The sequence below is a fragment of the Sorangium sp. So ce119 genome (genome assembly GCF_051524405.1).
Classification (GTDB): Bacteria; Myxococcota_A; Polyangia; order Polyangiales; family Polyangiaceae; genus Sorangium; species Sorangium cellulosum_G.
This window is the reverse complement of sequence record NZ_CP150310.1, coordinates 10,381,678-10,396,932: the sequence shown is the minus strand read 5'-3', so window position 1 is coordinate 10,396,932 and position 15,255 is coordinate 10,381,678. Positions and strand designations below refer to the sequence as shown.

The following is a 15,255-nucleotide window of genomic DNA, read 5'->3' as shown; positions in this document are numbered from 1 at the left end:
GCCGGCAGGCGCGGGACCCGCAGGACCGACGTTGCGGGCGCCGCGTTCCCCTGACGCGAGCTCGCGTTTCGCCCAGGGCGGCCTCGGAAACCGCGGCGCCGCGATTTCCACTTGATCCGCCGTCGTGGACGGAAGAGGGAGCCGGCGCTCGCTCCGGCCGGGGGCGGGCGAGAGGACCATCACCCGTGGATGCATTGTCGTACCAGTCGCTCCTGACGGGCGCCGTCGCGCTCGTGGTCGCACGTACCTTCTACGTGCGTGTCAAGAAGGCCCCGGAAGGCAACGAGACGATGGCGCGCATCGCGCGCTACGTCCGCGAGGGGGCGATGGCCTTCCTCGCGCGCGAGTACAAGGTGCTCGCCGTCTACGCCGCCGTCGTCTTCGCGCTCCTCGCCGCGACGCTCGGCCTCCTCGCCGCGGGCGCCTTCGCCGCCGGCGCGTTCCTGTCGCTCATCGCCGGCTTCTTCGGCATGAAGGCCGCGACCTACGCCAACGTCCGCACGGCCGAGGCGGCGCGCGCGCACGGCAAGGCCACCGCGCTCGTCACCGCGCTCGACGGCGGCGCCGTCATGGGCCTCTGCGTCGCGGGGCTCGGCCTCATCGGCCTGGGCGGCATCTACGCCCTGTTCCGCAACCACGAGCACCTCGCGACGATCGTCCACTCGTTCGCCGTCGGGGCGAGCTCGATCGCGCTCTTCGCCCGCATCGGCGGCGGCATCTACACGAAGGCCGCCGACGTCGGCGCCGACATCGTCGGCAAGGTCGAGGCGAACATCCCCGAGGACGACCCGCGCAACCCGGGCGTCATCGCCGACAACGTCGGCGACAACGTCGGCGACATCGCGGGCATGGGCGCCGACATCTACGAGAGCTACGTGGCCGCGGTCGTCGCCGCGATCGCGCTCGGCCTCACGCTGCCGATCGCCAAGCTCCAGCAGCTCGCTCCGTCGGCGGGCGAGCAGGAGCTCCGCGCGATGGCCGTGTCGCTGCCGCTGCTCCTCGCGACGATCGGCCTCGCGGTCTCGGTCGTCGGCATCTTCATCACGCGCGCGCTCAAGAACCTGCCGCCGGCCCGGGTCCTGCGCCTCGCGCTCATCGTCCCGCCGTTCCTCGTCGTGTTCGCGGCGGCCGGCGTCCTCCCGGGGCTCGGCTTCAGCGGCGGCGCCGTGATCACCCTCGCGGCCGGCGCGGCGGGCGGCGCCATCGTCGGCCTCGTGACCGACTACTACACGTCGATGGGCCCCATCCACAAGGTGGCCCAGAGCTCGCTCACCGGCCCCGGCACCAACGTCATCCGCGGCATCGCTGTCGGCCTCGAGAGCGTCGCGATCCCCCTCATGACCCTCTGCGCCGTGGGCTGGATCTCGAACCACTACCTCGGCCTCTACGGCATCGCGCTCGCCGCGGTCGGCATGCTCGCGGGCACCGCGATCGTCATGACCGTCGACGCGTACGGCCCGATCGCCGACAACGGCGGCGGCATCTCCGAGATGGCCGGCCTCGGCAAGGAGGTCCGCGACATCACCGACGAGCTCGACGCGGTCGGCAACACCACCGCGGCCGTCGGCAAGGGCTTCGCGATCGGCTCGGCGGTGCTCACCGTCGTGGCGCTGTTCGCCGCCTTCAACATGGAGGTCGACGCGGTCCGCCGCGCGAAGGGCCTGCCGGAGCTCGTGCTCTACCTGACCGACGCGAAGGTCCTCATGGGGCTCCTCTTCGGCGCCATGCTCCCCTGCCTCGTCGGCTCGCTCACGATGACCGCGGTCGGCCGCGCGGCCGGCGCGATCGTCGAGGAGATCCGCCGTCAGTTCCGCGAGATCCCCGGCCTGCTCGAGGGCAAGCCGGGCGTCGACCCGCAGCCGAAGGTCATCGTCGACATCGCCACGTCGGCCGCCATCCGCGAGATGATCGCGCCCGGCGCCATCGCGGTGCTCGCGCCTGTCGTCGTCGGCTTCGCGGCCGGCCCCGAGGTGCTCGCGGGCACGCTGGCCGGCGCGCTCGTCGTCGGCGCGGTGCTCTCGCTGATGATGGCGAACGGCGGCGGCGCCTGGGACAACGCCAAGAAGCACATCGAGAAGGGCGGCCTCGACGGCCACGCGAAGGGCTCCGACGCCCACAAGGCCGCCGTCGTCGGCGACACCGTCGGCGACCCCTTCAAGGACACGTCGGGCCCCGGCATCTCGATCCTCATCAAGGTGATGGGCGTCGTGTCGCTCCTCATCGCCCCGCTCATCGCCTGAGCGAACGCGTCGTCGCGACGACCGAGAACGCGGCCCTCACCGGCCGCGTTCTTGTTTTGTGGGCTTCGCGTGCGGCGACGGCGGGGTGGCGCCGGCTGCCGCTCGGTCTTCGCTGGCGCCGATCAGGGGTCGACGGCATCCATGACGGCCTGCCACTCTGCCGAGAACGAGCCGTCCGCGCGCTTGATCTCGGACCCGGTGTCCCACAGCACGGGGACGATGCCGCGCGACCGGGCCGCCTCCACCACCGACCGCATCCACAGCGTCCGCGACGCCGGCTCACGGGGGTAGTTCTCGCCCAGCGTGACGGCGAACTCGCCGAGGATGACCGGGATGCTCCGCTCGGCGCTGAACGCGCCGAGCTTGTCGAAGAGGCTCTTCAGCTCCGCCTTCTCGGGCTCCGTGCCCCACGTCGTCCTGGGAGAGCCCCAGCTCTCGACGGTGTCGAGGCCGCAGAAGGTGTAGGGCGTGTAGTAGTGGATCGAGAGGAAGAGGCTCTTCGTGCCGGCCGGATCGGTCGGCACCTCGAACTCGCTCACACAGGTCCTGTCGATGTCCGTCACGAAGCCGGAGATGAGCAGGGCGCGGCTCGCGTTGTAGCCGCCCTGCTCGCGCACGGTGGTGACGAAGAGCTGGTTCATCTCGTTGAGGGCGGCGTAGTCCGGCGTCCCCCCGTCGCGAACGCCGTTGACCCAGTAGTTCCCCTCCTCGTTCATCCCCTCGAGGATCAGCGTGTGACCGACGCCGCTGAAGGCGGTGGCGATCTGGGTCCAGTACGACGCGAACCTGGCTTTGACGGCGTCGGTGGCCTTGTACTCGTCGGCGTTGCCCTCGTTGTAGATCCAGCCCCCGTCCCAGTGGATGTTCACGATCGAGTACATGCCGGCGGCCTCGATCCAGCCCACCACCTCCTTGACCCGGGCCATCTTGGCAGCGTCGATCGTGCCGTTGGCGGCGTAGGTGTCCCAGGCGACGGGCACGCGCACCGTCTTGATGCCATGGCTCGCCATGCCGTTGATGAACGCCTGCGTGATCAGCGGCTGGCCCCAGCCCGTCTCCCACGCGGTGGTGTTCTCCAGCGTGTTGCCGATGTTGGCTCCGATGCCCATGTCGGCGACCATGGCCGCGGCGTCCGCCGGCGTCGCGGACCCGCCGGTCCCGCCGGAGCCCCCGGCTCCCCCCGCGCCGGCGCCGCCCGTCCCGGCGTCACCCGCGCCGGCGCCGCCGGAGCCCCCGGCGTCACCCGCGCCGGCGCCGCCCGTCCCGGCGTCACCGGAGGTCGCGCCTCCGCCGCTGCCTCCGGCGTTCCCGCTCGGGTTGCTCTCCGAGGAGCACCCCAGTGCGACGAGCACCAACAAGGGTGCCGTGAGGTTGAGCCATGATGTGGACGCAGCGCGGCAGGCTCGAAGAGAAGGCATGAAGGCCACGGTATCCCACCCCGCCGCGCGCTCCAAGCTCGATCGATCTCTGCCGTGAGCGGCCCCCGCCGCTTCGCTTCGAGCCTGGCGCGGTCAGGGCGGTATCCGCAGCGCGCCGGGATTCATCCTTGACAGTCCACGCAGCCCGAGGCGATCACAGGAGAGAGGAGATAGATCATGTCGCACAAAGAGGCCGTATCCATCCTTGGTCTGGGTCAGATGGGCGCCGCGCTGGCGCGCGCCTACATCAACGCCGGTCATCGGGTGACCGTGTGGAACCGGACCCACAGCAAGGCAGAGGCGTTTCAGGGCCAGGCGAAGGTGGCGGCGACGCCCGAGCAGGCATGCAGCGAGAGCGATCTGACGATCATCTCGCTGCTCGACTACCAGGCGAGCGACCAGGTCCTCCGCGCTCCCCTCGTGGCCGAGGCCGCGAAGGGCCGGACGCTGGTACAGCTGACCAGCGGCACGCCCAACGATGCTCGCAGCGGGGCGGCATGGGCGTCGGACGCCGGGATCAACTACCTGGATGGATGCATCCTGGCTTACCCGAGCTACATCGGTGGTGAGCATACGCCGGTGTTCTACTCGGGTCCCAGGGAGCTCTACGACCGCCACGAGCCCACGCTGCGCGTCATCGGCGGGGCCACCTCCCACGTCGGCGAGCCGATCGGGGCGGCGGCGACGCTCGACTGCGCGCTCCTGGAGAGCTTCTACGGCGCCACGCTGTCGTTCCTGCACGGGGCGGCGATCTGCGCGTCGGAGAAGTTCCCCCTCGACGCGTACTTCGCCAGGTTTCAGGCGATCATGCCGCTCATCTCGGTCACCGCCGACATGTGCAAGAAGATGCTGGCTACGGGCGATTTCAAGGGGACCGACTGCACGCTGGACATCCACGCCGGCGCCCTCGCGCACATCGTTCGTCTCAGCCACGAGAACAACGTCGACCCGCGCATCCCGGAGCTCATCCAGTCCTACTTCAAGCGGGCATTGCAGCTCGGCCACGGCGCCGACGAGATGGCCGCCGTGTTCAACGCCATCCAGGATCAGGCCCGCCGCTGACGAGCGGTGGAGGGTCCGCTCCTCCGCCTCGGGAGGCGCGGGCCCGACCCGGGCCCCCAACCGACGAGCCTTGAGCCAGGGGAGCTCGCGGCGACCGACCCGCCGCCTCGCGACGTCTCGGGGCGCCAGCGGCGCCGCCGCCGCTCCCCTCCGGCGCAGCCTTGCCGCCCGGCGAGCGGCGCTCCTCACCGGCTCCGCTGCTCGTCACGCCGGTCGACCGCACGGCAACCTCGAGCAGCGTGGGAGGCGTGCCACCGTGCCAGCGTGCCACCGTGCCGGCGTGCCAGCGTCTCGCACGGCACGAGAGCGAACATCTCTGCTCTGAAGATCGATAGATCCCCTGTTTCGCCGCCTCGCGCGGCGAGCCGGCTCCGTTTGCGGCGCTGGCACGTCATCTGCTAGAGGCATCGTCGTCCAGACACGTTTCTCGGTGAAGCCATCGGACACCGAGTCGGCGCGACGCCCCGAGGCAGGGTGCATCCTGGTTCGTGCTCCAGTGGAGCACGAACGCCGAGTTCGAGCGTGTCTCATGACGTTCCCGAGGCCGCAGCCGGAGACTACCTCCGCTCGAGCATGTCGGGGGCAGCGCTGTGATCGCGACAGATCGTTGGGTATCAGGCTCACGGGCTTCGGCAACGAACCCCGCGCGTCGCTCTGCGTGCCACGAACACCAGAGCGGAACATGAAAACATAGACCGAAAGCGAGCTCTTCAATGACAAGCAACAAGACGTCGAATCACTCCCGCAATCCGCGAGGGGTTGGCTTTGCCTGGAATCGCACGGGCGCTGTCAGCGCGCTGCTCGCTCTCGCGACCGCGGCGTGCGGCGCCGCAGAGCCGGGCGATGACTTCTCCGATGAACCGCTCGAGACCGACGCGCAAGAAATCCGCTTCGGCACGCCGGGCGGCGGAGTCGGCGCCGTGATGTTTGGAGATGGAGGGTGCACGGGAACGCTGATTGGCACGCACATGATCGTGACCGCGGCTCACTGCTGGGATTACGCGCTCGGCTCGGCGCTGGTGGGGATCGTGAGCGCCAAGGTGTCCTACGCGCACACTGGTACCACCTTCAGCTGCATGACAGGCACCCCTGCGAATGGCAAATGCACCACGAACCGAGACATCCACGTGGAACGCTTGCAGGATGGAGCGGACGCGAAATACGACCTGGCCGTCGTCACCACCGCGACTCCGGGCGGCGCGTTCGTCAACGTGACTGCCTCCGACGCCGCCGACGGAATCTATTCAGGGCCTCTGAGCCAGACGCAAACGTTCAGGCTGTTCGGCGCGGGCTTCGATGACCCGAGCGGCACAGGCGAGGGAATCATGCGGTTCATGGACAAGTCGTTGGACTGGGTAGGTGAGAGGCACTTCGTCGTGGACGCGGATTGGACCCGGGTCTGCCATGGCGACTCGGGCGGCCCGTATTTCCTCACGGATTCGTCCGGCCCCTCGCGGTGGATGTTCGGTGTTCATTCCAATTCGGAGAAGATATCCGGGGAGAAGTGCGCCGATCCGGACGGGATCACGCGGGGCATGCGGTTCAACGAAACCCGAGTCGGCCATGTCAATGAGTACCGCGCCAACCGAGGGCTTCCGGCATGCACGCGGCACTCGAGCACATCCCCCAATTACTGGGTTTGCAGCTGAGCGGTCGCTACGTCCAGGGTGACCCCGCGTCTTCTGCCACCTGGGCCATCGGGGTCCCCTGTTCCGGCGCGAGCCCCCACGCCGTCCGTTGGCCGCCGTCGAGCAGGCGCGCCTCTGGATCGAGCGTTTCGTCGCCTGGTACAACGACAAGGGCAGCGGACGCCCGGCCGCGTGGGGTAGACTGCATCCGTGGATCGACCCGGCAAGCGCCCCACGGATGATTTGCTGACACCGACGCTGCAGGACGCCGGCGAGGCTCAGGCAGCGCCCGGGAAGCGGCCGTTCCGGCTCCAGTCCCAGCTCTGGATCGGGGCGCTCGGCGGCGTGGTGCCCATGTTCCTCCTCGGCATGATCAACGCCGGGCGCCTGCGGCTGCCGGCCGAGCAGCGGCGGCGAATGCTGCTCCTCGGCCTCGCGGCCCTGGCCGCCATCCTGGCCATCTGGAGCTGGGCGCAGTTCTCCGCGTACGGCCAGGCGTCGGCCGACGCGCCGGGCTTCTTCCGCGGGATCCGGCTCGCCAACCAGGTCCTCGGCGGGCTGCTCTACCTCGCCTACAGGCGCCTTCAGCAGGTCGCCGACAGGCGCTTCCAGTTCGCGGGCGGAGCGCACGCCTCCCTCTGGATCCCGGGCATCGCCGTCATGCTCGCCGGCTTCGCGATCCAGTTCGCCGTGCTCGCGGGGCTCGCCGCGCTCGCCGCCGGAGCGCAGCCGTGAGCGACGCCGAGCAGGCCGTCGCGCTGGCGCGCCACTACCTCCACGTCGACCAGCCGCGGCGCGCGCTCGAGACGCTCGAGCGGATCGCGGATCCCGACCTCGAGGACCCCGAGCTCTGGACGCTGCGCGCCGCCGCGCTCCACGCGCTCGACCGGCCCGCCGACGCCGCGCGCGCCGCGCGCGAGGGCCTCGCGCGCGCGCCGGAGTCGCCCCACCTGCTCTACCTGCTCTGCGACTGCGAGGCGCAGCGCGGCGACGCCGCGGCGGCGGAGCGGGCCATTCTGAGCTGCCTGCGCGTCGCGCCGGAGAGCGCCCCCGCGCTCTGCCGCTATGCCTTGCTCGTCGCCAAGGAGGGCCAGGTGGACAAGGCGGCGCGGCTCGTCGAGGAGGCGGCGCGCATCGATCCCGAGGCGGGCGGCGTCGCGCGCACCCGGATGATCGTGGCTTACCTGCAGGGCAAGGACGAGGAGCTCGCCCGGCATGGCAAGGCGCGCCTCGCCGCCGATCCCGACGACGCGCTCACGTACCACTTGCTCGGCCAGGCCATGCTCGAGGGCGGCCGGGTCGAGGAGGCCGGCCGCCACCTCCGGACCGCGGCGCGCCTCGACCCGGGCGACCACGACCTCGCCGACGCCGCGCGCGAGGCCCGCTTCGCCTCGCACCGGCTGATGAGGCCCCTCTGGCCGATGCAGCGCTTCGGGGCCATCCCGGTGTACATCGCGGCGATCGTGGTCTTCTACGGTCTACGGGCGACGGGGAACCGGGCCGCCGCGGGCCTCTTCGGCTTCGCCTACCTCGCTTACTGCCTCTACAGCTGGATCATGCCGCCGCTCCTGCGGCGCTGGATGGGTCTACCGCGATGAGCTCGGACCGGATCACCGCGCTGGAGAAGGCGCTCGAGGTCGCCCCCGACAACCACCCGCTCCGGCTCCTGCTCGCCGAGATGCTCCAGGGCGCGGGCCGCCCCGCGGACGCGGCGCGGCAGTACGAGGCGCTGCTCGACGCGGGCGAGCTGCCGCGCGAGGCGCTGCTCGACGCCGCGCGGCTCTCGATCGAGGCCGGCAGCCTGCAGGCCGCGGCGCGCTGCCTCGACGCCGCGCGCAAGGCCGGGCTCGTGGAGGGGATCGCCGAGGCGCAGGCGCGGCTCGACGCGAAGCTCGACCAGAAGGGCGTGCTCCGGCTGGTGCACTCGAGCGGCCGCGCCGGCGCCGCGGCGGGCGCCGAGGGGCGCGAGCAGGACCGACGAAAGCTCGGCGAGGAGGCGCGGGCCACCTTCGCGGAGATCGGCGGCCTGGAGGAGGTGAAGAAGGCGGTGCACCGCGCCATCATCCTCCCGCTGCAGCGCCCCGATCTCTACGCGAAATACGGGCGCAAGTCGGGAGGGGGCATTCTCCTCTATGGCCCGCCCGGCTGCGGCAAGACGCTGCTGGCGCGCGCGACCGCGGGCGAGTGCAATCTGCCCTTCTTCAACGTGCGCATCGAGGACATCCTCGACCCTTACGTCGGCGTGAGCGAGCGCAACCTCCACGACGCCTTCGAGGAGGCGCGCGCCCACGCGCCCGGCGTGCTGTTCCTCGACGAGCTCGACGCCCTCGCCTTTGCCCGCCGCAAGCACCACGGCAGCGCGGGGCGCCCCCTGGTGGATCAGCTCCTCCAGGAGCTCGACTCCATCGGATCGGAGAACAAGGGCCTGCTCGTGCTCGGCGCCACCAACGCGCCCTGGGACGTCGACGACGCGCTCAAGCGGCCCGGGCGCTTCGATCGCCTGGTGTTCGTTCCGCCCCCCGACGAGGAGGCGCGCCGCAGCGTCCTGGAGATCGCCCTCGCGGGCCGGCCTGCGGAGCGGCTCGATCTGAAGAAGCTCGCGCGGCTGACGCCGCTCTTCAGCGGGGCCGACCTGCGCGCGCTGGTGGAGCAGGCGTTCGACCGGGTGATCGAGGAGGCGCTCGACACCGGCACGGAGCCGCCGCTCACGATGAAGCACGTGGAGGCGGCGCTCGCGGCGCAGCGCCCCACCACGCTGGAGTGGCTGGCGCGCGCCCGGAATTACGTGGAGTTCGCCAACCAGAGCGAGCACTACAAGGACGTGGCCCTGTTCCTGAAGTCCCGCGAGGCCAGGGCCTGGAAGGACTGATCGCCCGCCCGCCGCTGACGAGCGGTGGAGGGTCCGCTCCTCCGCCTCGGTGAGCCCGGCGACTGAAGGGTGGCGGTCACAGCCAACCGCAGCCGCCGTCGAAGTCGAAGGGGGGCGTGGGCTCCGTGGACGACTGCGATTCACGACAGGCATTCTCGATGTTCTGTCGCAACGTCAACATCAGGTTGTTGTCGTCCTGGATGTCGGTGTCCGAGTACCTCCCGAGCCACGCCCCGACCGACGGCCGCATCATCTCGATGACCCCGAGCGAGCGCTGGCAGTCGCCCGCCTGGTAGAAGTCGAGCGCGCCGCGCAGCGCCAGGTACATGTTCAGCATCATGTACGGCTTGCCCGAGCCGCCGTCGGAGATGTTCCACCACATCGAGTCGGGGTTCTGCCCGGGAGGCAGCGCGTTGAGCAGCGTGGTGTCGACCTTCTGCGCGGCGCCGTCCTTCGCCGAGGTCCAGCCCGCCTTCACCTGGAAGGCCGCCTCGTCCGGCCCGATGTCGTCGGCGAGGGACGGGTCGGCGAGGAGCTCCACGAACAGACCCCCACCGCCGCCGCGGCGGCTGCCGCCCACGTCGGTCGCGCCGTCGCGCTGGCCGATGAACAGCGCCGGCATCTCCAGGTCCGCCCCCGTTGTGTCGGCGGTCGCCCGCTTCGTCCCGTAGATGCGCCCCACCTTGTAGCCGGCGGAGGGGGTCACCTCCAGGCTGAACTCCGTTGCCAGCGGGAAGAGCGTCGTCTTCCCCTCCTCCGAGAGCAGACCGCCGAGGTCGCCCGCGCTCAGCGCGTAGGCGTACGTGCCCGCGCCCATCGAGCCGAGCGCCGACGGGATCCTCACGAGGAAGCGCTGGCCCACGCCGATCACCCCGAACGCCGTGCCGTTCTCCACCAGCCCCTCGCCGAGACCGAGGATGTGGTCGGGGTCCGTGATACCGCTGGTCGCGTGCCCGCTCGTGAGCAGGAGGACGCGGTGCGCGCCCTCGAAGCCGGCCGCGTCGCCCTCCTCGAACGCCCTCTCGGCGGCGGCGATGCCCTCGTAGAGGGCGACGAGCTCGCCGGCGCCGCCGCCGAGGCGCTCGTCGGCGATGAGGCTCGTGAGCTCCGCCGACCCCGGCGCTGCGAGGAAGGCGCGGCGCTCGGCCTTGTCGCCATAGCGGATGACGCTGACGCGGTCCTCGGGACGGAGGCTGGCGAGCAGCCCTCGCATTCCCGCGTCCAGCGCGGCCTCGTCGATGGCGGCGAAGCTGCTGCTCTCGACGGCGATCGCCAGGTGGACCGGCGGCCGCACCAGGGTCGAGGGGTCGACCCCGGTGTTCATCGCGACGAAGGCCATGGTCCAGTTACCCCCGTTGAAGCGCGGCGCCACCGCGAGGAACGGGTGGATGCAGACGTCCTTGCCGCAGTCGGCGTCGGGCAGGTCGATCGCGTGCTCGGCGAAGAACCCGACCGGATCCAGGGTGTCGAGCGAGGGAACCTCCCCAGCGTTCACGATCGCGCGGAACTGGGAGATGTCCTGCGCCCCGCCCTGGGCCACGTTGACCGAGCCTGTGGGGACGAAGCTGCCGTCGCCGCCGCTGCTCTGGGTGGAGCAACCGGCGGCGGCGGCGCAGAGACCGAGTGAGACCAGCTTCCTCTTCGACGACATGTGACCTCTCCTCATTCGTAAGCAATCAACAGGTCCGCGGACGCGTTGGGCGTCTGGTAGCCCGCGTCGCACTCGTCACGTCCGGCGAGCACGCGCTCGGCGCGGCCCACCCGCACGCGGAGATTCGGCCCTTCGAGGGCGTCTCCAGGGCCCAGCAGGGTCCTCTCGCCGCCGATCTGCACAGCGACCGCCGCGTCGGTGACGTAGGCGCCGCAGCCCAGCCGGTCGCCCTCGCACCCGGACGGCTCGATCGAGGCGGTGAGGCCCGCGAGCTGGAGATCGACGACGTTGCGATAGACGTCGAGCCGCTTCTCCGAGTCGAAGGCGGAGATCTCGACGTGGTCGCCGCGGCTGTCGATCCCCTGGCGCCATTCCACCTTTTCGCCCACCGAGAACGGGAAGTCTTCGATCGGGATGCACAGATAGTGGGTCTGAGCGGGGTAGGCCGGGCCCGGATCGCCGCCGCCCGCGCCGCCGGTGCCCGTTCCACCTTCGCCGCCGGTGCCGCCGGTGCCGCCGGTGCCGCCGGTGCCGCCGGCAGGCTCGCCGCCTGCCCCGCCGACGTCGGCCACGCCAGCATCTGCGCCGCCTGCGCCCATGCCGCCTGCGCCCGTGCCGCCTGCGCCCGTGCCGCCTGCGCCCGTGCCGCCTGGGCCGCCTGGGCCGCCCGGGCCACCGCCGTCGTCGATCGGCGGATAGTTCATGATCAATTCGATGCAGCCGTCCGACAGAGCATCGATGTTCGTGATCTCGCCGATCGCCAGCAGATTCGGCCAGGGGGCGGCCCACTGGAAGGACGATTGCGGCACGCCAGCGCACACCGAGGGCCCGACGTTCGTCTGCAGATCGCCCTTCTTCACCTGTCCGGGCACCACCACGGCGTCCGGCTCCAGCGCGACGCGCCCCGCCGCCGTCTCCGTGTCGCCCCAGAAGTCGCGGTTGTCTTTCACGTTCTGCGGGATCTCGAGGCTTGGCAGGTTCGACCACCATACCACCACAGGCCGCATTCCATCCGTCTCGAGCAGCGCCACGTCGCAAGGCCCGTCCGCGGTCGGCCCCATCTCCTCGAAGTTGCCCGCGGCGCTGCGGGCCACGGCGCGGTTGAGCGGGAGCGTGTCCTGCGGGTCCAGCCGGTACGTGATCCCGAGGTTGAACGCGCTCGGCCCGAACATGCGTGTCGGATCGCCGGAGGTGACGGCAGAGCAGTCGAGCGACGCGTCCACCCAGCGCACGCGGACGTCCACGATCCCGGGCGTAGCATTGACGAGATAGGCGTCCGTGAAATAGCCGTCGGGTCGTGGGGTGCCGGTCGCGACGCAGGCGACCGCGGACGCCCCCAGGAGCGCGCGCTCGAGCGCCCAGGCTGCGCGCGAGCCTTCCTCGGCGCGCCGGGCCGAGGGCTCCCGGCTGGAAGCAGCGCGCGCCGAGAGACGCCATGCGGGGACCAGGACCACGAGCGCGGCCAGGTCCGTCGGATCTTGCCAGAGTTGCCACTCGATCCCCGCGAGGCCCACGAGCCCCACGAGGAGCTGCGCGGCAGCGGCCGAGAGCTTGATCGCCGCGAACGGCGCGACGACCGCCGCGAACGCGAGCGCTCGCCCGCGCGTCGAGCGCGCGTTCACGAGCGCCGCTGCGAGGACGGGGGCGACCACGAGGCCGGCGAGGTCGCTGAGCTTGCCAGTGAGGGCGCCTGGCAAGAGCCCAGCGCCTTTCAGGAGGTGGTCGTTGACCACCAGGAGCGCCAGGGCGCCAAGGAAGAGGGGGTGGCGGAGGACGGCGATTCGCGATGGCCCAGATCGCTGCGACCGTGACACCGACGTCAGAGCATCCGCGGGGCCTCCGGCGTTTCGCCGCGATGAGTTCAGCATCGCGGCGAGCCTAAAGCAGCGCGCGTGCCACTCGCCGCAGGCGCCGGAGCGGCGCGCCATCGCATCGCGGTCGGCCCCTGCCCTCGCCCCTGCTGCCCTGGCACGCCTGTCGCTGAGGCGGCGAGCGATGCTGCACGAAGGTTGCTCGGAGAACCGGTGTCGCGAGCCGGCGGACACGCGTTGCTCGCCGGAGGCCCGTTGCTCGACGGAGACGTCTTGCCCGGCGGCTACGCATGGTTCGCCGAAGTTGCTCGGGACCCGGCGTGCTACAGCCTCCCCTCGCCCTCGCGCCTCTGCGAGCCGGCGTCTCTCCTACCCGGCTCGTCCCGGCCTTTTTCGGAGCTCTGCGCGCGCGATGCGATCCTGCCTGGTACTGACCGCCTTCTCTTTCGTCGCTTCCCTCTCCGGGTGTGGCCCTGTCGACAGTGACCCGTCGATCCCGGCGGAAGCCAGCGGCTGTCCCACGCAGTTCGGAGAGGACTTCACCGAGACCCGCGCCGTCCAGATCGGCGACGCGTCGTCCGGGACGTTCGTGCCCTACGCGGACGGCGCCAGCGCGCACCTGATCCTCGGCAATCAGGGATCGATGATGATCACGCCCTGGATCCAGGTGGAGGCCCTGCCCGGCGACGCGGAGGAGACGTGCCATGTGGTGCGCCTCGCGAACGAGTTCGAGGGCCCGCTCGCCGACGATCCCGACGGGCTCGCGTCCGCGCAGTTCAACGTCCGGTTCATCAAGGCCGGTTCTTTCCTGGTCTCGGACGGCGCGCTCTACCAGCCTTTCGCATGGGACCGCGAGACCCTCGAAGGTCAGAAGGTGGAGCTCACGGTGACCGTGCGCGGCGACGGATACGAGGGCACGAAGAGCGTGAGCGTCGTGCTGGAGTAGCGCCCGAGCGCCGTGGTGCCCAGGCCAGAGCGGACTCTCGGTCCGACGCGCGCACGCCGTGCAGCCCGTCGCCGCGCTCTCAGCGAGCAGGCGCCATGGCCAGGACGATCTTGCCGCGCGGGCGGGGGCGGGTGCCGTCGAGCATCTCATGCGCGCCGCGGACCTCGGCGAGCGGCAGCACGGCGCCGATGTCGACCGAGAGCCCGCCCGCGTCGAGCAGGGCGGCGATGCGGTCGGGGTGGGTTGTCGTGACGTCCACGAGAAAGAAGCTTGCCCGCACGCCGCGACGGGCGGCCTCCTCCTGGTCAGGGGTCGACACCGCCGAGACCAGGATGCCACGTGGCTTGAGCACGGCGAAGGACCGCGCCTGGGTGTCGCCACCGACGAGGTCGATGACGGCATCGACGTCCTTCGCGGCGTCCTCGAAGCGCTCGCTCCGGTAGTCCACGACGACGTCCGCGCCGAGATTGCGGACAAAGTCGCGATCCTTGGCCGAGGCCGTCGCGATCACCCGGGCGCGGGCCCGGCGCGCGAGCTGCACCGCGTACGCGCCGACGCTGCCCGCCGCGCCGTGCACCAGCACGGTCTGTCCGGCTTCGAGCTGGGCGTGATCGAACAGCGCCTGCCACGCCGTGACGGCGATGACCGGCACGGAGGCGGCCTGCACGTCGTCGAGCCCGAGAGGCTTGCGCGTCACCCTGCACGCCTGCGCCACGGCATGGTCCGCGTGGGCGCCGGTGAAGCGCCTGTTGGTGACGCCAAAGACCGCTGCGCCCGGCGCGAGGCCAGTCACCTCGGGGCCGACCGCCGCCACGGTACCAGCGAGATCCGAGCCGAGCGTCAGCGGCAACGGCTGGGGTAGCACGCTCTTGCCGGCACGAATCCAGGCGTCCCACGGTCCGACCCCGGCCGCCGCGACGCGGACAAGCACCTCGCCCGGGCCGGGCAGCGAGACCGGCACCTTGTCGATGGTGATGACCTCGGGGCCGCCGAACCGGTGGACTCGGGCGGCGTCGGTCGAGCTGGGGAGCATCGCCGTGAACATGGTGTGGCCCCTGGGACCGTCGAGGGAGCGCGCCGGCGGAAGGACCTCGACGACCGTCGCGGCACAGGCCGCTGCCCCGGCGACGAGCGCAGCCGTGCCGAAGCCGTGGAACAGGCTCGCTCGTGGGAGTGTGGCGGGCGCGCGTTCAGAAGACGATCGTGCCCAGCTCGATCGGGTCCGAGAGGGTGATGCCCTTCAGCTGGCACCCCTGCACGCTGGTCTTGATGATGGTGTAGGGGTGGCTCGCCGAGCCGGTATAGTGGCAGATCTGGGTCTTGCCGTTGGCCTCGAAGAACGCGCACTGCGCGTCGATGAGGTGCAGTTCCGCCGCGCCGAGGTGCTCGGCGTCCGACCCCTCGGGCGTGTGCGTGCTGGAGCACGCGCCGCCGAGGACCGCGAAGCTGCTCAGGCCGAGCAGCGCGACCGCCGCGCCGAGCCTACGAGGGGAGGTGAAACGCGTCATGACTCTTCTCCTTTGGACGGGACGTGTGGTGGAGTTCCGCGGGCCGCCCGCCGCGCGCTGCACCTTGCGTTGGCACGTCCGAGGTCGCGACCTGGATCGTGATCCAGCTTTCGGAGGTCCAG

12 protein-coding genes are annotated in these 15,255 nt (G+C 71.1%); 7 read left to right on the top strand and 5 right to left on the bottom strand.

The genetic code is table 11. The features are described 5' to 3' along the window. The first annotated feature begins 185 nt into the window (after window positions 1–185). Window positions 186–2,240, top strand: a complete 2,055-nt coding sequence (locus tag WME76_RS39365; protein WP_437957294.1) for a sodium-translocating pyrophosphatase — start codon at window positions 186–188, stop codon at window positions 2,238–2,240. Window positions 2,241–2,362: 122 nt separating this feature from the next. On the opposite strand, the gene WME76_RS39360 is transcribed toward WME76_RS39365, so the two are convergent. Beyond that, window positions 2,363–3,592, bottom strand: coding sequence for a glycoside hydrolase family 5 protein (locus WME76_RS39360; RefSeq protein WP_437957293.1), 1,230 nt, complete (start codon window positions 3,590–3,592; stop codon window positions 2,363–2,365). A 243-nt stretch (window positions 3,593–3,835) separates the two neighbouring features. Here WME76_RS39360 and WME76_RS39355 point away from each other — a divergent pair, with 243 nt between their 5' ends. The 5 genes from WME76_RS39355 to WME76_RS39335 all read left to right on the top strand — a co-directional run bounded on the left by WME76_RS39355 (window position 3,836) and on the right by WME76_RS39335 (window position 9,217). Next, entirely contained in the window at window positions 3,836–4,720 is an 885-nt protein-coding gene (locus tag WME76_RS39355; RefSeq protein WP_437957292.1) for an NAD(P)-dependent oxidoreductase, read from the top strand. Between the two features lie 713 nt (window positions 4,721–5,433). Then, window positions 5,434–6,369, top strand: a complete 936-nt coding sequence (locus WME76_RS39350) for a trypsin-like serine peptidase (protein WP_437957291.1) — start codon at window positions 5,434–5,436, stop codon at window positions 6,367–6,369. A gap of 189 nt (window positions 6,370–6,558) precedes the next feature. Then, a complete protein-coding gene (locus tag WME76_RS39345; protein ID WP_437957290.1) occupies window positions 6,559–7,083 on the top strand; it encodes a hypothetical protein in 525 nt (174 codons plus the stop codon). Continuing rightward, window positions 7,080–7,946, top strand: coding sequence for a tetratricopeptide repeat protein (locus tag WME76_RS39340; protein ID WP_437957289.1), 867 nt, complete (start codon window positions 7,080–7,082; stop codon window positions 7,944–7,946). The genes WME76_RS39345 and WME76_RS39340 overlap by 4 nt, the downstream gene beginning before the upstream one ends. Then, window positions 7,943–9,217 (top strand): AAA family ATPase, encoded by a 1,275-nt coding sequence (locus WME76_RS39335; protein WP_437957288.1) that lies wholly within the window; start codon window positions 7,943–7,945, stop codon window positions 9,215–9,217. The genes WME76_RS39340 and WME76_RS39335 overlap by 4 nt, the downstream gene beginning before the upstream one ends. A 76-nt stretch (window positions 9,218–9,293) precedes the next feature. Here the strand turns inward: WME76_RS39335 and WME76_RS39330 are convergent, their stop codons facing one another. After that, window positions 9,294–10,868, bottom strand: a complete 1,575-nt coding sequence (locus WME76_RS39330; protein ID WP_437957287.1) for a hypothetical protein — start codon at window positions 10,866–10,868, stop codon at window positions 9,294–9,296. An 11-nt stretch (window positions 10,869–10,879) separates the two neighbouring features. Then, entirely contained in the window at window positions 10,880–12,565 is a 1,686-nt protein-coding gene (locus WME76_RS39325; RefSeq protein ID WP_437957286.1) for a hypothetical protein, read from the bottom strand. 526 nt (window positions 12,566–13,091) lie between these two features. Between WME76_RS39325 and WME76_RS39320 the strand changes: the two genes are divergently transcribed. Further along, on the top strand, window positions 13,092–13,625 hold the full coding sequence (locus WME76_RS39320; RefSeq protein WP_437957285.1) for a hypothetical protein: 534 nt from the start codon (window positions 13,092–13,094) through the stop codon (window positions 13,623–13,625). Window positions 13,626–13,704: 79 nt separating this feature from the next. Here WME76_RS39320 and WME76_RS39315 read toward each other — a convergent pair whose 3' ends face one another. Next, window positions 13,705–14,670: an NADP-dependent oxidoreductase gene (locus WME76_RS39315; RefSeq protein WP_437957284.1), complete on the bottom strand. Its 966-nt coding sequence runs from the start codon at window positions 14,668–14,670 to the stop codon at window positions 13,705–13,707. A gap of 145 nt (window positions 14,671–14,815) precedes the next feature. Next, window positions 14,816–15,133, bottom strand: a complete 318-nt coding sequence (locus WME76_RS39310; protein WP_437957283.1) for a hypothetical protein — start codon at window positions 15,131–15,133, stop codon at window positions 14,816–14,818. Between the last annotated feature and the right edge of the window lie 122 nt (window positions 15,134–15,255).